This window comes from Stappia indica (assembly GCF_020177335.1).
Classification (GTDB): Bacteria; Pseudomonadota; Alphaproteobacteria; order Rhizobiales; family Stappiaceae; genus Stappia; species Stappia indica_B.
This window is the reverse complement of sequence record NZ_JAIVMG010000013.1, coordinates 119,412-132,739: the sequence shown is the minus strand read 5'-3', so window position 1 is coordinate 132,739 and position 13,328 is coordinate 119,412. Positions and strand designations below refer to the sequence as shown.

At 66.3% G+C, this 13,328-nt stretch carries 15 protein-coding genes and 3 tRNA genes; 10 read left to right on the top strand and 8 right to left on the bottom strand.

Annotation, left to right across the window (positions count from 1 at the left end):
- The 3 genes from LC062_RS17180 to LC062_RS17170 form a co-directional block, all read right to left on the bottom strand.
- A partial coding sequence (locus LC062_RS17180; protein WP_224912254.1) for a GTP-binding protein occupies window positions 1–362 on the bottom strand: 362 nt, incomplete at its 3' end.
- Window positions 363–504: 142 nt separating this feature from the next.
- Window positions 505–578: transfer RNA gene (locus tag LC062_RS17175), tRNA-Gly, on the bottom strand.
- Between the two features lie 15 nt (window positions 579–593).
- Window positions 594–678: transfer RNA gene (locus tag LC062_RS17170), tRNA-Tyr, on the bottom strand.
- 208 nt (window positions 679–886) lie between these two features.
- On the opposite strand from LC062_RS17170, the gene LC062_RS17165 reads away from it, so the two are divergent.
- The 8 genes from LC062_RS17165 to LC062_RS17130 all read left to right on the top strand — a co-directional run bounded on the left by LC062_RS17165 (window position 887) and on the right by LC062_RS17130 (window position 6,698).
- A complete protein-coding gene (locus LC062_RS17165) occupies window positions 887–1,723 on the top strand; it encodes a TrmH family RNA methyltransferase (protein WP_224912253.1) in 837 nt (278 codons plus the stop codon).
- 84 nt (window positions 1,724–1,807) lie between these two features.
- A tRNA-Thr gene (locus LC062_RS17160) sits at window positions 1,808–1,883 on the top strand.
- 218 nt (window positions 1,884–2,101) lie between these two features.
- Window positions 2,102–2,797: an orotate phosphoribosyltransferase gene (locus tag LC062_RS17155; protein WP_181758785.1), complete on the top strand. Its 696-nt coding sequence runs from the start codon at window positions 2,102–2,104 to the stop codon at window positions 2,795–2,797.
- Window positions 2,798–3,145: 348 nt separating this feature from the next.
- On the top strand, window positions 3,146–3,592 hold the full coding sequence (locus LC062_RS17150) for a c-type cytochrome (protein ID WP_224912252.1): 447 nt from the start codon (window positions 3,146–3,148) through the stop codon (window positions 3,590–3,592).
- 77 nt (window positions 3,593–3,669) lie between these two features.
- Complete coding sequence (locus LC062_RS17145; RefSeq protein ID WP_224912251.1) at window positions 3,670–4,587, top strand: c-type cytochrome; 918 nt, start codon at window positions 3,670–3,672, stop codon at window positions 4,585–4,587.
- Window positions 4,588–4,666: 79 nt separating this feature from the next.
- Window positions 4,667–5,449 carry an NAD kinase gene (locus tag LC062_RS17140; protein WP_224912250.1) on the top strand — a complete coding sequence of 261 codons (783 nt, stop codon included), beginning with the start codon at window positions 4,667–4,669 and terminating at the stop codon, window positions 5,447–5,449.
- An 80-nt stretch (window positions 5,450–5,529) separates the two neighbouring features.
- On the top strand, window positions 5,530–6,177 hold the full coding sequence (locus tag LC062_RS17135) for a response regulator (RefSeq protein ID WP_224912249.1): 648 nt from the start codon (window positions 5,530–5,532) through the stop codon (window positions 6,175–6,177).
- A gap of 2 nt (window positions 6,178–6,179) precedes the next feature.
- A complete protein-coding gene (locus tag LC062_RS17130) occupies window positions 6,180–6,698 on the top strand; it encodes an Hpt domain-containing protein (protein WP_224912248.1) in 519 nt (172 codons plus the stop codon).
- A gap of 27 nt (window positions 6,699–6,725) precedes the next feature.
- On the opposite strand, the gene LC062_RS17125 is transcribed toward LC062_RS17130, so the two are convergent.
- Complete coding sequence (locus tag LC062_RS17125) at window positions 6,726–7,865, bottom strand: DUF2336 domain-containing protein (RefSeq protein ID WP_224912247.1); 1,140 nt, start codon at window positions 7,863–7,865, stop codon at window positions 6,726–6,728.
- 94 nt (window positions 7,866–7,959) lie between these two features.
- On the bottom strand, window positions 7,960–9,072 hold the full coding sequence (locus LC062_RS17120) for a lytic transglycosylase domain-containing protein (RefSeq protein ID WP_224912246.1): 1,113 nt from the start codon (window positions 9,070–9,072) through the stop codon (window positions 7,960–7,962).
- 178 nt (window positions 9,073–9,250) lie between these two features.
- Between LC062_RS17120 and LC062_RS17115 the strand changes: the two genes are divergently transcribed.
- Both LC062_RS17115 and LC062_RS17110 read left to right on the top strand, forming a co-directional pair.
- The gene (locus LC062_RS17115; protein WP_224912245.1) at window positions 9,251–9,712 is read left to right on the top strand and encodes a MaoC family dehydratase; all 462 of its coding nucleotides are present in this window, start codon (window positions 9,251–9,253) and stop codon (window positions 9,710–9,712) included.
- Between the two features lie 3 nt (window positions 9,713–9,715).
- Window positions 9,716–10,603: an HpcH/HpaI aldolase/citrate lyase family protein gene (locus tag LC062_RS17110; RefSeq protein ID WP_224912244.1), complete on the top strand. Its 888-nt coding sequence runs from the start codon at window positions 9,716–9,718 to the stop codon at window positions 10,601–10,603.
- Here the strand turns inward: LC062_RS17110 and LC062_RS17105 are convergent.
- The 3 genes from LC062_RS17105 to LC062_RS17095 form a co-directional block, all read right to left on the bottom strand.
- Window positions 10,600–11,730: a calcium:proton antiporter gene (locus LC062_RS17105; RefSeq protein ID WP_224912243.1), complete on the bottom strand. Its 1,131-nt coding sequence runs from the start codon at window positions 11,728–11,730 to the stop codon at window positions 10,600–10,602. The two genes, LC062_RS17110 and LC062_RS17105, sit on opposite strands and share 4 nt — an antisense overlap.
- 103 nt (window positions 11,731–11,833) lie before the next feature.
- Entirely contained in the window at window positions 11,834–12,436 is a 603-nt protein-coding gene (locus LC062_RS17100) for a flavin reductase family protein (RefSeq protein ID WP_224912255.1), read from the bottom strand.
- Between the two features lie 2 nt (window positions 12,437–12,438).
- Window positions 12,439–13,053, bottom strand: coding sequence for a nitroreductase family protein (locus LC062_RS17095; RefSeq protein ID WP_224912242.1), 615 nt, complete (start codon window positions 13,051–13,053; stop codon window positions 12,439–12,441).
- Window positions 13,054–13,328 lie beyond the last annotated feature (275 nt).

Below are 13,328 nucleotides of genomic sequence, written 5' to 3'. Positions count from 1 at the left end.
ACCTGGCGAGCCAGCAGGATGTGCTCACGGGTCTGCGGCATCGGGCCATCGGCCGCCGAGCAAACCAGGATCGCGCCATCCATCTGCGCCGCACCGGTGATCATGTTCTTCACGTAGTCGGCGTGACCCGGGCAGTCGACGTGAGCGTAGTGACGCGCTTCCGTCTCGTACTCGACGTGCGCCGTCGAGATCGTGATGCCGCGCGCACGCTCTTCCGGCGCGCCGTCGATCTCGTCATACGCCTTGAAATCGCCGAACTGCTTCGTGATCGCAGCCGTCAGCGTCGTCTTGCCATGATCGACGTGGCCGATCGTGCCAATGTTCACGTGCGGCTTCGTCCGCTCAAACTTTGCTTTCGCCATCGGCGTCGCTCTCTGTCCAACTTGCGGTTAAGTCTATCAAACTCGATAAAGACCCGACCACCTCAGGGCGGCGGATATCTCTGGCCCGGCAAGCACACTGCTTTCGCGCCGCCATCGCCTTGCGGGCATCGAACTCGACAAGTGGAGCGGGTGAAGGGAATCGAACCCTCGTCGTCAGCTTGGAAGGCTGCTGCTCTACCATTGAGCTACACCCGCCGCCGGCCGGGGGGATGGTGGAGGAGGTTGGATTTGAACCAACGTAGGCTAAGCCAACGGATTTACAGTCCGTCCCCTTTAACCACTCGGGCACTCCTCCGAGTCACCGTCCCCGTCGCCGAAGCGTTCTGGATGGCTTCACGAAAACGCCCCGCAAAACAATCGCGAGGCCGCTTCCGTGGCGCGTTTATGCAGAACCCGATTGGGGGTGTCAACGCCCATTTGCCGTTCATTGACACAAAATCGGTTTCCTCCCCTCCAAGTCTTTCCGCTTGCCCGCTCGGCGGGGCCGGGATATGCGCAGCCCCATGACAAAAGCATCACACAAGATTAGCGCGGGCGCGCGAGCGCGCAAAGGCGGCTCCGGCAGAAGCGGCGGACGCGGACCTGGGGATTATCGCCGGCGCGGCGGGCCGCAAGGCACGAGCGACGGACCGATTCTCCTTTATGGCCTGCACACCATCGAAGCGGCCTTCGCCAATCCGGACCGGCGCCGGCACCGTCTGTTCGCCACCGACAATGCGCTCAACCGCCTGACCGAGCGCGGCGTGCGGCCCGATGTCCCTGTGGAAAGCGTCACCCCGCGCCGGCTCGACGGCATGGTCGGGCGCGATGCGGTGCACCAGGGCGTGGTGCTGGAGGCCGATCCCCTCCCCGCTTATGGTGCGGAGGATCTGGGCCGCGCCCGGCTGGTGCTGGCGCTCGACCAGGTCACCGACCCGCATAATGTGGGTGCGATACTGCGCTCCGCCGTGGCCCTGGCCGCCGATGCGGTGGTGACCACCGAACGCCACGCGCCGGAGGAAGGCCCGGTGCTGGCGAAATCCGCCTCCGGCGCTCTCGACATGATTCGTCACGTGCGGGTGAAGAACATGGCCCGCTTCATCGGCGAGATGCGCGAAGCCGGGTTCCAGTGTGTTGCCCTCGACAGCGCCGGACCGGAGACCCTGGAGGCGACCGCCTTTGGCGACAAGGTGGTGCTGGTGCTCGGCTCGGAAGGCAAGGGCGTGCGCGCGGGCGTGCGCGAGGCTTGCGATACCCTTGCCCGGCTCGACATGCCCGGCGCGATCAAGTCGCTCAACGTCTCGAATGCGGCGGCTCTTTCGCTTTATGTGGTGCGCCGCGCCCTGTCGGCGAACGGATAAACCAGGGGCCGTGCAATTCACTGCCGATTGCATGGCAAAACAGGGATGCGCGGGCGACGAACCTGTGTTAGAAGCGCCCCGTTTGCCGGTATAGCTCAGCTGGTAGAGCACCTGATTTGTAATCAGGGGGTCGCGGGTTCGAATCCTGCTGCCGGCACCACAGTTCCCCCGATTGGCCTCGTTGCGCCGGTTGCCGCCTTTGTCTCATGGGCACCGGACACTGCCCCTGAAGCCGCCGCCCGGCGGGCATGACTGCCCGCACGGCGCGAACGCGCACAACCAGCGGCCCCCGCCGCGGCAGGCCAGACGGCAGACGACCCGCTCCCACGGAGCAGACCGACGGACCAGACGGCACATGGCGCAGCAAAGGACAGGCAGATGACCCCGATCAGCTTCCCGGACCCCGATTTCATCGCCCGGCAAACCGCGAAGATGCTGCTGGAGGTCAAGGCGGTGCATTTTCGCTCCGACGAGCCCTACAAGCTGACCTCCGGGCTGGTGAGCCCGGTCTACATCGACTGCCGGCGACTGATTTCCTACCCGCGCCTGCGCGCCGCCCTGATGGATTTCGCCACCGCGACCATCCTGCGCCAGGTTGGCTTCGAATCGCTCGACGCGGTGGCCGGCGGCGAGACCGCGGGCATTCCCTTCGCGGCCTGGATCGCCGAGCGCATGGGCCTGCCCATGCAGTATGTGCGCAAGAAGCCGAAGGGCTTTGGCCGCGACGCGCAGATCGAGGGCGTGCTCAGCGAGGGCGATCGGGTGCTGCTGGTGGAAGACCTGACCACCGACGGCGGCAGCAAGGTGAAATTCGCCGAGGCCCTGCGCACCGCCGGCGCCAATGTCACCGATGCCATTGTCATCTTCTTCTACGACATCTTCCCCGACACCCGCGAAGCGCTCGCCAAGCATGACCTGCGCCTGCATTATCTCGCCACCTGGCGCGATGTACTGGCCGCCGCGCGCGAGGGCAACCACTTCCCGCCCGAGACCCTCGCGGCGGTGGAGGAATTCCTCAACGATCCGCTCGCCTGGTCCGGCGCCAATGGCGGGGTCGACCGAATCTCGGTCTGATCCGCGAGAGCAAGCTTTCCCCATCCAGCGGCGGTCGATATGAATCTGCCGCCGGATGGGTCCTGTGCCGGGCGCCCCATGTCCGCTCTGGCGCCGCCAGTCGCCGTCGCCCTTTTTTGTCGCTACCTTTTTCCGATCCCTCAAGCGCGGCCCTTTCCGCCGCGTCGCCGCCGTATGCCCTCCGCCATTTCCCGCCATGCGTGTTTTAACGCGCCCCCTTGACCTGCGATTTCGGTGCGCGACACTGTGCCCGTCACATCTTCGTGACATTTCCTGCCTTGAGTGCGCGCGGGGAAACGTGGATCGTCCCCAGTTCGCGGCATCGCGCCGCCGTCGAAGGAGAAACTGATGCTGAAGCTTTGTGCACGCGGTCTGGCGATCGCCCTTCCCCTGGCCCTGCTGGCCGGCCCCGCTGCCGCCGATCCGATCCAGACCCGCCAGAACATCATGAAGTCCGTGGGTGCGGCCACCGGCACGCTCGGCAAGATGATCAAGGGCGAGATTCCCTATGACGCGACCGCCGCCGACATGGCCATGCGGGTGCTGTTCACCGCGCCCTCCGGCTTTGTCCATCAGTTCCCCGACGGCACGCAGACCGGCGGCAAGACCGAGGCCAGCCCGAAGATCTGGGAAGACCGCGCCGGCTTTGAAAAGATCGCCGCCGACATGGAGATGGCCGCGCTTGCCGCCATTCCGGCCGCGTCCGGCGGGCTTGACCAGCTGAAGGGCGCGTTTGGCTCCGTGGCGCGCAACTGCAAGGCCTGTCACGAAGGCTACCGCATCCAGAAAAACTGATTTATCAAGGGAATGGCCCGCCAGCGCCGGTTTCTTCCGGCGCCTCCGGCGGGCCTCATGCTGACCTGGAGGCCTCTATGTCCCGCCGGACCATTCGCCGTTCCCTTGGTGTCTTTCTGCTGCTGATCGCGGCCGGTCTCTACCTGACGACACCCGACCGTGTGGCGCCGGAGACCATTCCCGACCACACCCCGGATCTCGCCAACGGCGAGCGCATGTTCTGGGCCGGCGGCTGTGCCTCCTGTCACGCCGCGCCCGGCGCCAAGGGCGAGGCCAAACTGATTCTCACCGGCGGCGTGGAGCTGAAGACGCCCTTCGGTGTCTTCCGCGTGCCCAACATCTCTCCGGCGAAGGAGGCAGGCATCGGCGACTGGAGCCGCAATGACTTCATCAACGCCATGCTGCGCGGCACCTCGCCGGAGGGCCTGCACTACTACCCCGCCTTTCCCTATGCCTCCTATCAGCGCATGCGGGTGGAAGATGTCATCGACCTGAAGGGCTTTCTCGACACCCTGCCCGCCTCGGACAACGCGGTCGCCGATCACGATCTGGCCTTCCCCTTCTCGTTCCGCAGCGGTCTCGGCTTCTGGAAGCTGCTGTATCTCGATGGCAAGCCGTTCACCCCGCCGGCCGGCGCCGATGAGACGGTGGCTCTTGGCGCCTATCTCGCCGAAGCCCCGGGCCACTGCGCCGAGTGCCACACCCCGCGCAGCCTGCTCGGCGGGCTGAAACACGACCGCTGGATGGCCGGCGCGCCGGATCCCGAAGGCGGTGACGGCCGGGTGCCGAACATCACCCCCTCCAGCGACGGCATCGGCAGCTGGAGCGCGGCGGACATTGCCTATTTCCTGGAAAGCGGCTTCACGCCAGACTTCGATTCGGTCGGCGGCAGCATGACGGCGGTGCAGGAAAACTGGCAAAATCTTTCAGCCAGCGACCGGGAGGCGGTGGCCGCCTATCTGAAATCGCTGCCGGCACTGCCGAAGCAGCCGTAGTCGCGCGATGATCGGCGGCAATTCGCCTGCGGATGGTCTGCCATCCCGGGACGTGCTAGGCCATCAGCAAGGGGGCGATATGGACTTGCAACTGGGCGGCATTGAAAAACTGGCGTTTATCTCCAGCGAGACCAGCGAAGCGGATGACGCCCGCGACATGTTCGAGCGTCGCTACGGCGCCCATGATCCGAAGTCGGCGGATGTCATCGTCGCCCTTGGCGGCGACGGCCTGATGCTGCAGACCCTGCACCGCTACATGAACACCGGAAAGCCGATCTACGGCCTCAACCGCGGCTCGGTCGGCTTTCTGATGAACGAGTTTGGCGACAGCGATCTTGTCGAGCGGATCCGCACCGCCGTGGTCAGCCGCATTCACCCGCTGGTGATGGACGCCACCGACACCTCCGGTCACATTCACTCCGCGCTCGCGATCAACGAGGTGTCGCTGCTGCGCCAGACCCATCAGGCCGCCAAGCTGCGCATTTCCGTCGACGAGCGGGTGCGCATGGAGGAACTGGTCTGCGACGGGGTTCTGGTGGCAACACCGGCCGGCAGCACCGCCTACAACCTCTCGGCCCATGGCCCGATTCTGCCGATCGACGCGCAGCTTCTGGCCCTCACGCCGATCAGCGCCTTCCGCCCCCGCCGCTGGCGCGGCGCACTCGTCCCCAATCATGTAAGGGTGCGGATCTCGGTGCAGGAAAACAACAAGCGGCCGGTGAGCGCGGCGGCCGACTACACCGAAATCCGCGACGTGACCGAGGTCGAGATCCATGAGGACAAAACGTCGAGCAGCCTTATTCTGTTCGATGCGGATCACAACTGGGAAGAACGGATCCTGACGGAAATGTTCCGCTACTGACATCTCCGCCGCCGGTTCGCCGGCAAACGAATCGCTTCCGCCGTTTTCACTGCCCCCTACCAGCCCCAGGGACACCCACCATGCCACTCCCCAATCTCGACCTCAGCGAGCTTCGGGTTCTCATTGCCGAGGACAACCCGTACATGCGCCAGATCCTGCGCATGATGCTGATTGGCTATGGGGTTCGCACCGTCTTCGAGGCGGAGGACGGCGCGGAGGCGCTGGAGCTGGTCGCCAGCAGCGCCCCGGACCTGGTGCTGACCGATTGGCTGATGCCGATCGTCAATGGCGCCGAGCTGACGCGGATGATTCGCCAGATGCCCGCGCCGACCTGCTTTCTACCGATCATCGCCATCACCGCCCACACGGAAAAGCGGCGGATCCTCGCGGCGCGCGACAGCGGCATCACCGAGGTGATGTGCAAGCCGGTCTCCGCCCGCGGCCTCTACCTCAGAATTGCCAATTGCATCTTGAACCCGCGCGACTTCGTGCGTAGCCCCTCCTTCTTCGGCCCCGACCGGCGCCGCTTCCAGGCGCCGCTGCACAACGGGACCGAGCGACGCGGCACCGGTATCGCCGACGGATATACACTGGACGAGACCGGGGAACTGTCACAAAGTCAGGAAAACGCGGCCGTCGCCACCGGGCGAGCCGGCGCGTCCGACCCGTCACGGCGCGGCGGAGCTCCCGTGCGACAGGTCAGGACATCAGGTCAGGGAACTGTTTGAAGATGGCGAGAGAACCAATCGATCCCGATGGCCGCAACGAGGTGGTCAAGCCGCCGCGCGACCTGCGGTCGAAGGTTCGGGTGCTGAGCGGACGCGAGGCGGCCCAGTTCGACCCGGTCAAGTCGGCCGAAGCGGCGCTTGAGCGCCTGTCGGGCGATTTCGAGAACTGGATGGAGGACGAGGCCCGCACCCTGGCCGCCGCCTGGGCCGACATCCAGTCCGACGGCCTTGACGAAGACAGGAGCCAGGTGCTGTTTCGCGCCGCCCATGACATCAAGGGCCAGGCCAGCACGCTGGGGTATCCGCTGGTGGGGGCGGTCGCCGGCAATCTTTGTCACCTGATGGAGCATGTGGACACGCCCGCCCTGCCGCTCACGCTGGTTGCCCAGCATGTGGATGCGATTCGCGCGATGGTGCAGGAGAAGGCGCGTCAGGAAGACAACCCGACCGCCCGTGCGCTGGTCGAACGGCTTGCCGACGTGACCGATGATTTCCTCACCCGCCAATCGGACGGCAAATAGAGGCAAAAAGCTGCCAGCGCGAGCCGGTCAGGCGGCCAGCGCCCGCGAGACATAGGCCCGCGCCGCCTCGCGGGCGGTCTCCGAGGACACCCGCCGCAGCATGACGAGAAGATCGTCCACCTCGGCCCCGTTCTCGACCTGGTAGCGCGTCAGCACCCGCTCGATCACCCGCCGTGCGGTTGCCGGAGCGGCGAAATCGGCGCCCTCGCCCTCCACCTCGCGCCAGACCTCGACGGCAACGACGAACAGGGTGTGCATTCGCGCGGGCACCTTCGCCCGGGCGAGCAAGGCGCGCACCGATGCCGCGCGGCCGGTGGCGAGCACGGAGAAGACACGCGGCGGAGCCAATCCGGACAGCAGCGACAGCGCCGCTTCGAACAGCAGGATGTTTCCCGTGCAGACCGCACGCAGCAACAAGGCTGGGGTCAACTGCGCGGACTGGCGCAGATGCTCGGCCAGCGCCGCCATTTCGCCGTTGTCGGCCGCCCGGGCCAGCGCCACGGTCGCCCGCTCGCGCGCGTCCACGACCACTGCCTCGGCCCGGTTCCCCGACAGGCCCCGGCGCACCAGCGGGTGATCCCGCAGGACCTCGCCAACCGCCTGCAACAGCATCTGCCGGATCTCGATCGGCGTTTGCGGGCGCCGCAGCAAGGCCTCGCGCAGGCGCGCCGCCTGGCCATGCCGCTCCACCAGCCGCGTCAGGCTGAAGGTGGCGATCTCCGCATGTTCGTTTTCCAGAAGCGCCAGACAGGCCTGCAACGAGCCGACCTCCGCGATGGCGGCAGCAACCGGCGCCGACAGGCCGATCCGGCGGGCGACCGCCACCGGGATCGGGTCGGCGAGCCCGGCCACTGCGTCCACCAACTCCGCATCGAGGAGCACCGGCGAATGCCGGAACACGACGGTCGCCACCTCCGGCAGGTCCGACATCAGCGCCAGCACCACCTCGCGCGGTGCCGCTTCGCTGCGCGCCAGCGCCTCGGCCAGAGCGCGGCGAACGCCGGGAGCCGGATCGTCCAGCAGGAAGATCATCGCCGACAGCGCGGCCTCGCGCTCGCTCTCATCCAGATCGGAATAAAGATAGGCCCGTGCCAGCGCACTGGTGGCCTCCGCCCGGCGCGGCGCCGGCGCATCGGCCATCCACCGCAGGAACTGCTGAACGATCATGGTGCGACTTCCCAACTCACGGCACTTTCCGCATTCAAGGGGAAAGTATGCCGGGGAAACGCTTAATGCTTCGTTCACCATAAAACGGGGCTGATCAGGCCGGCGGCAGCAAGTCCTTTTGCTGCAGGGCCGGCCGGTAGCTGAGGAAACCGGTCAGGTCCATCGGCCGGCTTTCGCGCGCAACCGGCACCGGCGCCGATCCCACATCGGCCCGCGCCAGGATCTGCGTGCGCCGTGCGCTATAGGCATCGGTTCCGCCCGCATCGGCCTCACGGCTGAATGCTTGCCGGGCAACGTCCCGCTGTCCGGCCTCCTGCGCCGCGAAGGCGGTGAGGAAGGTCGCGTTCAACGAGGCGCGTTTCGCCTCCACCCCGTTGCGGAACAGGGCATGGAACGGCGAGGAGACGTCATCTGTCGCCGACCAGGCGTTCAGCACCCGGCGGGTCGGATCGCCCATCGACAGCCCGCTTGCCGGGATATCGAGATTGGCCGGCACGCTTGCACCGGCGCGCGCCTCCATTCGCCCCGGAAGCGCATCCGCCTTGGACGTCGGCAGCGCGGCAACCTGCGTGGCGCCGGTCACCGGCGCGCTGGTGCCACCATGTTTGGCAACGAGGTTGGCATAGACTGCCGCGACCGAACGCGGACTTCCGTCCCGCTCATAGAAGATCGAGCGGTTGGCCTTCGCCTGGCGGGAGAACACCTGGTCGGCGGAAAGGGTCGGCTGGGTCTCCGCCAGCCGGATCAGCTTGTTGGCCCCGCCCGCGCCAAGGAAATGGGCGATGTACAACTCGCCCTGATTCGGCTGGCGGCCGAGCTTGGCCGTAAGGTAGTCGCTGTTCTTCCGGGTCAGTTCCCCAGCCATTACCGAGGCGACTTCCGCGTTGTCGCGCAGCGCCAGGATTTCCCGGCGCATGGCCGGATCGCTCACCTTGTAGCGGCCGCTGGAGGTGCGGCTGATCTGGTCGGCATAATGGCCCAGGCCATGCTTGTGGCCGGACTGCTTGACCGTCTCCAGCCAGGTGCTTTCGATAAACTGGAACAGGCCGGACGCACTGGACGTGCCGGCCTTGGCATCCTCATCAAAATTCGATTCCCGCCGGGCGGTCCGCACCAGATAGTCGAAGGAGGTTCCCGTGGTCGTGCTGGCGGATTGGAACGCTTGCTCGATCCGGGACGCGATCGAGAACGGTTCGCCGACTTTCATGCTCCGCTCTCCCTGAAGACAGGACCCTTAGGATTTGGTTAACAATCCGGCCCAAGTGGTTAACGAGTGGTTAACGCCCGCCAACATCCGTTGCACACTGCATTTTCCGGCGCTAAGCCGGAGACAGGAGGCGCCGGAATTGACACATTGCGGCGCGACTCGCGGGAGGACAGCGCAGATGCCAGGATTGTATTTCGAGGAATTCGTCGTCGGTCACGTGTTCCATCACAGCCTCACCCGGACGGTGACGGAGATGGACAACATGCTGTTTTCCAACATGACCCTCAATCCGCAGCCGCTGCACATCGACCGGCATTTCTGCGAGACCGAGACCGAATGGGGCCAGCCGCTGGTCAACAGCCTGTTCACCCTCGGGCTGCTGATCGGCATTTCGGTGAATGACACCACGGTCGGCACCACCATCGCCAATCTCGGCATGAACGACGTGAAGTTCCCCAAGCCCCTGTTCCAGGGCGACAGCGTCCATTGCACCACCGAGGTGATCGGCAAGCGCGAATCCCGCTCCCGCCCGGATGCCGGCATCGTCGAGTTCGAGCACAAGGCCTTCAACCAGCACAACGATCTGGTCGCCGTCTGCCGCCGCCAGGCCTTCATGCGCCGCAAGTCGCCGGAAGCCTGAGCCATGCGGTCCCTGCTCTTCGTTCCCGGCGACAGCGAGCGCAAGCTCGCCAAGGGCCTTGCCAGTGGTGCCGATTGCCTGCTGATCGACCTTGAGGATTCGGTTGCGCTCGACAACAAGGACACCGCCCGCGCGGTGACCGCCGCGTTTCTCGCCGCAAACGTCAAGACCGCCAGCCGGCCACGGCTCTATGTGCGCGTCAACGCCCTCGACACCGGCCTGACCGATGGCGATCTCGATGCGGTGATGGCCGGCGCGCCGGACGGCATCATGCTGCCCAAATCGATCTCCGGCCGCGATGTGCAGCATCTCGATGCCAAGCTGGCGGTGCGCGAGGCCGAGTGCGGCCTTGCCGATGGCGCCACCCGCATCCTGGTCGTGGCGACGGAAACCGCCGCGTCGCTATTCAATCTGGGCAGCTATCAGGACGCCAGTCCGCGTCTGGAGGGGCTGACCTGGGGCGGCGAGGACCTTTCCGCCGACATCGGCGCGCTGGCCAACCGGGACGCCTCCGGTGCCTATACCGATCCCTATCGCCTTGCGCGCAGCCTGTGCCTGTTCGGCGCGGCGGCCGCCGGCGTCATGCCGATCGATTCGGTCTTCACCGGCTTCCGCGACATGGAGGGTCTGCGCACTGAAGCGCTCGATGCCCTGCGTGACGGCTTCACGGCCAAGATGGCGATCCACCCGGCCCAGGTGCCGGTGATCAATGAGGTCTTCACCCCCTCCGAGGAGGAGGTGGCCCGGGCGGAACGGATCATCGAGGCGTTCCGCGCCGCCGGTGATCCGGGCGTTGTCGGCCTCGACGGCGAGATGCTGGACCGCCCGCATCTGCGCCGGGCGGAAAAGGTGATTGCCCGCGCCCGAATGGCCGCAGCTCCCGCGCCTTAGGGAACCGCGGAAAGCAGCAGAAAGACCGCGAAAATGCTGAGGTGCACGGCCCCTTGCAGGATGGTCGTGCGCCCGGTGCCCAGCGTCAGGGTGCTGACAAAGAGCGTCAGCACCAGCAGCACGATGTCCTCCGCCACCAGGCCGAGAACGAGCGGCTTGCCCATGGTCACCGACACCGCCGCCACCACCGGAATGGTCAGGCCGATGCTGGCCAGCGCCGAGCCGAGCACCAGGTTGACGCTGTTCTGCAACTGGTTGTGCAGGGCGGCCCGCACCGAGGCGATGCCTTCCGGCAACAGCACGATGGCGGCGATCACCACGCCGACCACCGCCTGAGGCAATCCGGCATGCGCGACCGCCGTGTCGAGCGGATGGGACAGGATCTTGGCGAGCAGGATCACGATCAGCAGCGCCGCCGGCAGCAGAAACACGCTGACCAGCGTCACCGCGCGCGAGGGAACCTCGTCCGCCACCCCATGCACAAGCTCGGGCTCCGCATCCGGATCGACGAGCGCCCCACGCTCCACCTCCATGAAGTAGTCGCGGTGGCTCACCGTCTGCACGAAGACGAAGGTGGCGTAGAGCCCGAGCGACACCACGCCGATCACCAGAAGCTGCAGGATGGAAAACTGCCCCTGACCGCCCGCCAGAACGAAATTCGGCAGCACAAACGAGACCGTGGCCAGAGTGCCGAGAACGGCCAGCGAGGCCGAGGCGGCATTGAGCTGGAAGGATTGCTCGTGATGGCGCCGGCCGCCGAGCACCAGGCAGAGGCCGATCACCCCGTTGAGCACGATCATGATGGCGGAGAACACCGTGTCGCGCGCCACCTCCTCGTTGCCCTCGGCGCCCGAAAGCATGATCGAGACGATCAGCGCCACCTCGATCACCGTGACGCAGACCGCCAGAATGATCGAACCGAAGGGTTCGCCGACGCGCGCCGCCAGCACTTCGGCATGATGCACGGAGGCAAACACCGCGCCGCCGAGCAACAGCGTCACGAGCCCGAGCACCGCGCCGGATTTCTCCGGCAGCACATCGGTCATGATGAGCGCGAGGACGAGAGCGGCAGCCACCGGCACCAGCCAGGACCAGCGCGGAATGGAGCCATGGCTGGCGTGCGACATGAAATCCCCCTGCAACAAAAAAGATCCGCCCCGGCGGCAACCGGCACGGATCGCTTCTAGCAAGGAAAAACGTCAGGCCGGTTAACGGCCCTTCCGGCCGACTTCAGCCGCGGGGCCGGTCCAGCTCGAACACGCGGTCCACCACCGCGTAGTCCTTGTAGCCAAGGCGCGAGAGCGGCCGGGCCACCGTCACATCGAAGCGGCCATCGACCAGCGCATCTTGTGCTAGATGCACCGCGACCACTTCGCCGAACACCACCCAGTTGTCCGCCGGCTGGCCGTTGAGCCCGGTCGGGCGCACGGTCTGCAGGTAGCGGCATTCCATCACCGCCTTGGCCTCGGCCACATAGGGAACGTCCACCAACCGCGAGGCCGCCGGGGTCAGGCCGGCCTTCTCGAACTCCGAGACCCCGTGCGGATAGGGCGCGGAGGACAGGTTCATCTGGTCCTTCAGATCCTCGGTGGCCAGGTTGAACACGAAGGCGCCGGTGGCCTCCGCGTTGCTCACCGTGTCCTTGTAGCCGGAGGAGGAGAAGATCACGATCGGCGGCGTGTCCGACACCGCGTTGAAGAAGCTGTAGGGCGCGAGATTGACCGAGCCGTCCGCCCCCCGGGTGGAAATCCAGCCGATCGGGCGCGGCGAGACGATTGCCTTGAACGGATTGTGCTTCAGGCCATGGCCGTCGGCGACCTCATAGGAATACATGCTCATGCTCCGGTCCATTCGGTGATCAGGCTGTCGAGGTCCGGCCGCGCCCGGTCGGCGGGCGTATGCGTCGGGCTGCCGATGTGGATAAAGCCGGCGATCCGCTCGGTCCCCTCAACGCCAAGCAGCGCCGCCGCTTCATCATCGAAGGCCATCCATTCGCTCAGCCACTGACCGGCGAACCCGGCCGCATGGGTGGCCGTGAGGAGATTCATGCACACGGCACCGGCGGAAAGCTCCTGCTCCCACAGCGGGATCTTCGGGTGCTCGGCGGCGCGGCTGACCACGGCCACCACCAGCGGTGCCCGCACGAACCGCCCGGCCTCCTGCGCCTTGCGATCCTCCGGCAACGGCCCCTCGCGCGCCTCCAGCAGCGCCACCAGCCGGTCGCCATAGGTCTGCCGCGCCGCGCCGCGCAGCACGATGAAGCGCCAGGGCGCCAGCTTGCCATGATCGGGCACCCGGGCGGCGGCCGTGAGCAACAGGCGCAGCGTCTCTTCCGACGGGGCCGGTTCCGCCAGCGTCAGGGCGAGGTGGGACCGGCGGGTCAGCAGCAGTTGCAGCATCGGCGAGGGGAGCGCCTCGGAAGAAAGCGTCGGGGAGAGGTCCGCGGTCATGGCTGTCCTTATCGGATCGGCGCCTCGCCGGGTCGCAGCCGACCGGGCCAGGGGCTGATGATCGTCATCTCGATGTGGGGTGTGAGAGCACCGTATCTGGGTTTGGCGACCGTGGGATGCTCCAGCGTCTGGGCTATTGACCTAATCACTATTTCGCCGCTGTCAATCCTCCGCCCCCGCCGCGCGTAGCCTCACCTTGCGACCGCTGACAGCAAGGAGACTTGAAATCGCCCCAGTTTTGGTCTTTGCAGGGGGATGGTTCGGATGTCGCGAAC

Excerpts from the sequence above, each read along its gene's own strand:
- LC062_RS17165 (WP_224912253.1), top strand. The coding sequence starts at position 887 with ATGACAAAAGCATCACACAAGATTAGCGCGGGCGCGCGAGCGCGCAAA.
- LC062_RS17155 (WP_181758785.1), top strand. The coding sequence starts at position 2,102 with ATGACCCCGATCAGCTTCCCGGACCCCGATTTCATCGCCCGGCAAACC.
- LC062_RS17150 (WP_224912252.1), top strand. The coding sequence starts at position 3,146 with ATGCTGAAGCTTTGTGCACGCGGTCTGGCGATCGCCCTTCCCCTGGCC.
- LC062_RS17145 (WP_224912251.1), top strand. The coding sequence starts at position 3,670 with ATGTCCCGCCGGACCATTCGCCGTTCCCTTGGTGTCTTTCTGCTGCTG.
- LC062_RS17140 (WP_224912250.1), top strand. The coding sequence starts at position 4,667 with ATGGACTTGCAACTGGGCGGCATTGAAAAACTGGCGTTTATCTCCAGC.
- LC062_RS17135 (WP_224912249.1), top strand. The coding sequence starts at position 5,530 with ATGCCACTCCCCAATCTCGACCTCAGCGAGCTTCGGGTTCTCATTGCC.
- LC062_RS17130 (WP_224912248.1), top strand. The coding sequence starts at position 6,180 with ATGGCGAGAGAACCAATCGATCCCGATGGCCGCAACGAGGTGGTCAAG.
- LC062_RS17125 (WP_224912247.1), bottom strand. The coding sequence starts at position 7,865 with ATGATCGTTCAGCAGTTCCTGCGGTGGATGGCCGATGCGCCGGCGCCG.
- LC062_RS17120 (WP_224912246.1), bottom strand. The coding sequence starts at position 9,072 with ATGAAAGTCGGCGAACCGTTCTCGATCGCGTCCCGGATCGAGCAAGCG.
- LC062_RS17115 (WP_224912245.1), top strand. The coding sequence starts at position 9,251 with ATGCCAGGATTGTATTTCGAGGAATTCGTCGTCGGTCACGTGTTCCAT.
- LC062_RS17110 (WP_224912244.1), top strand. The coding sequence starts at position 9,716 with ATGCGGTCCCTGCTCTTCGTTCCCGGCGACAGCGAGCGCAAGCTCGCC.
- LC062_RS17105 (WP_224912243.1), bottom strand. The coding sequence starts at position 11,730 with ATGTCGCACGCCAGCCATGGCTCCATTCCGCGCTGGTCCTGGCTGGTG.
- LC062_RS17100 (WP_224912255.1), bottom strand. The coding sequence starts at position 12,436 with ATGTATTCCTATGAGGTCGCCGACGGCCATGGCCTGAAGCACAATCCG.
- LC062_RS17095 (WP_224912242.1), bottom strand. The coding sequence starts at position 13,053 with ATGACCGCGGACCTCTCCCCGACGCTTTCTTCCGAGGCGCTCCCCTCG.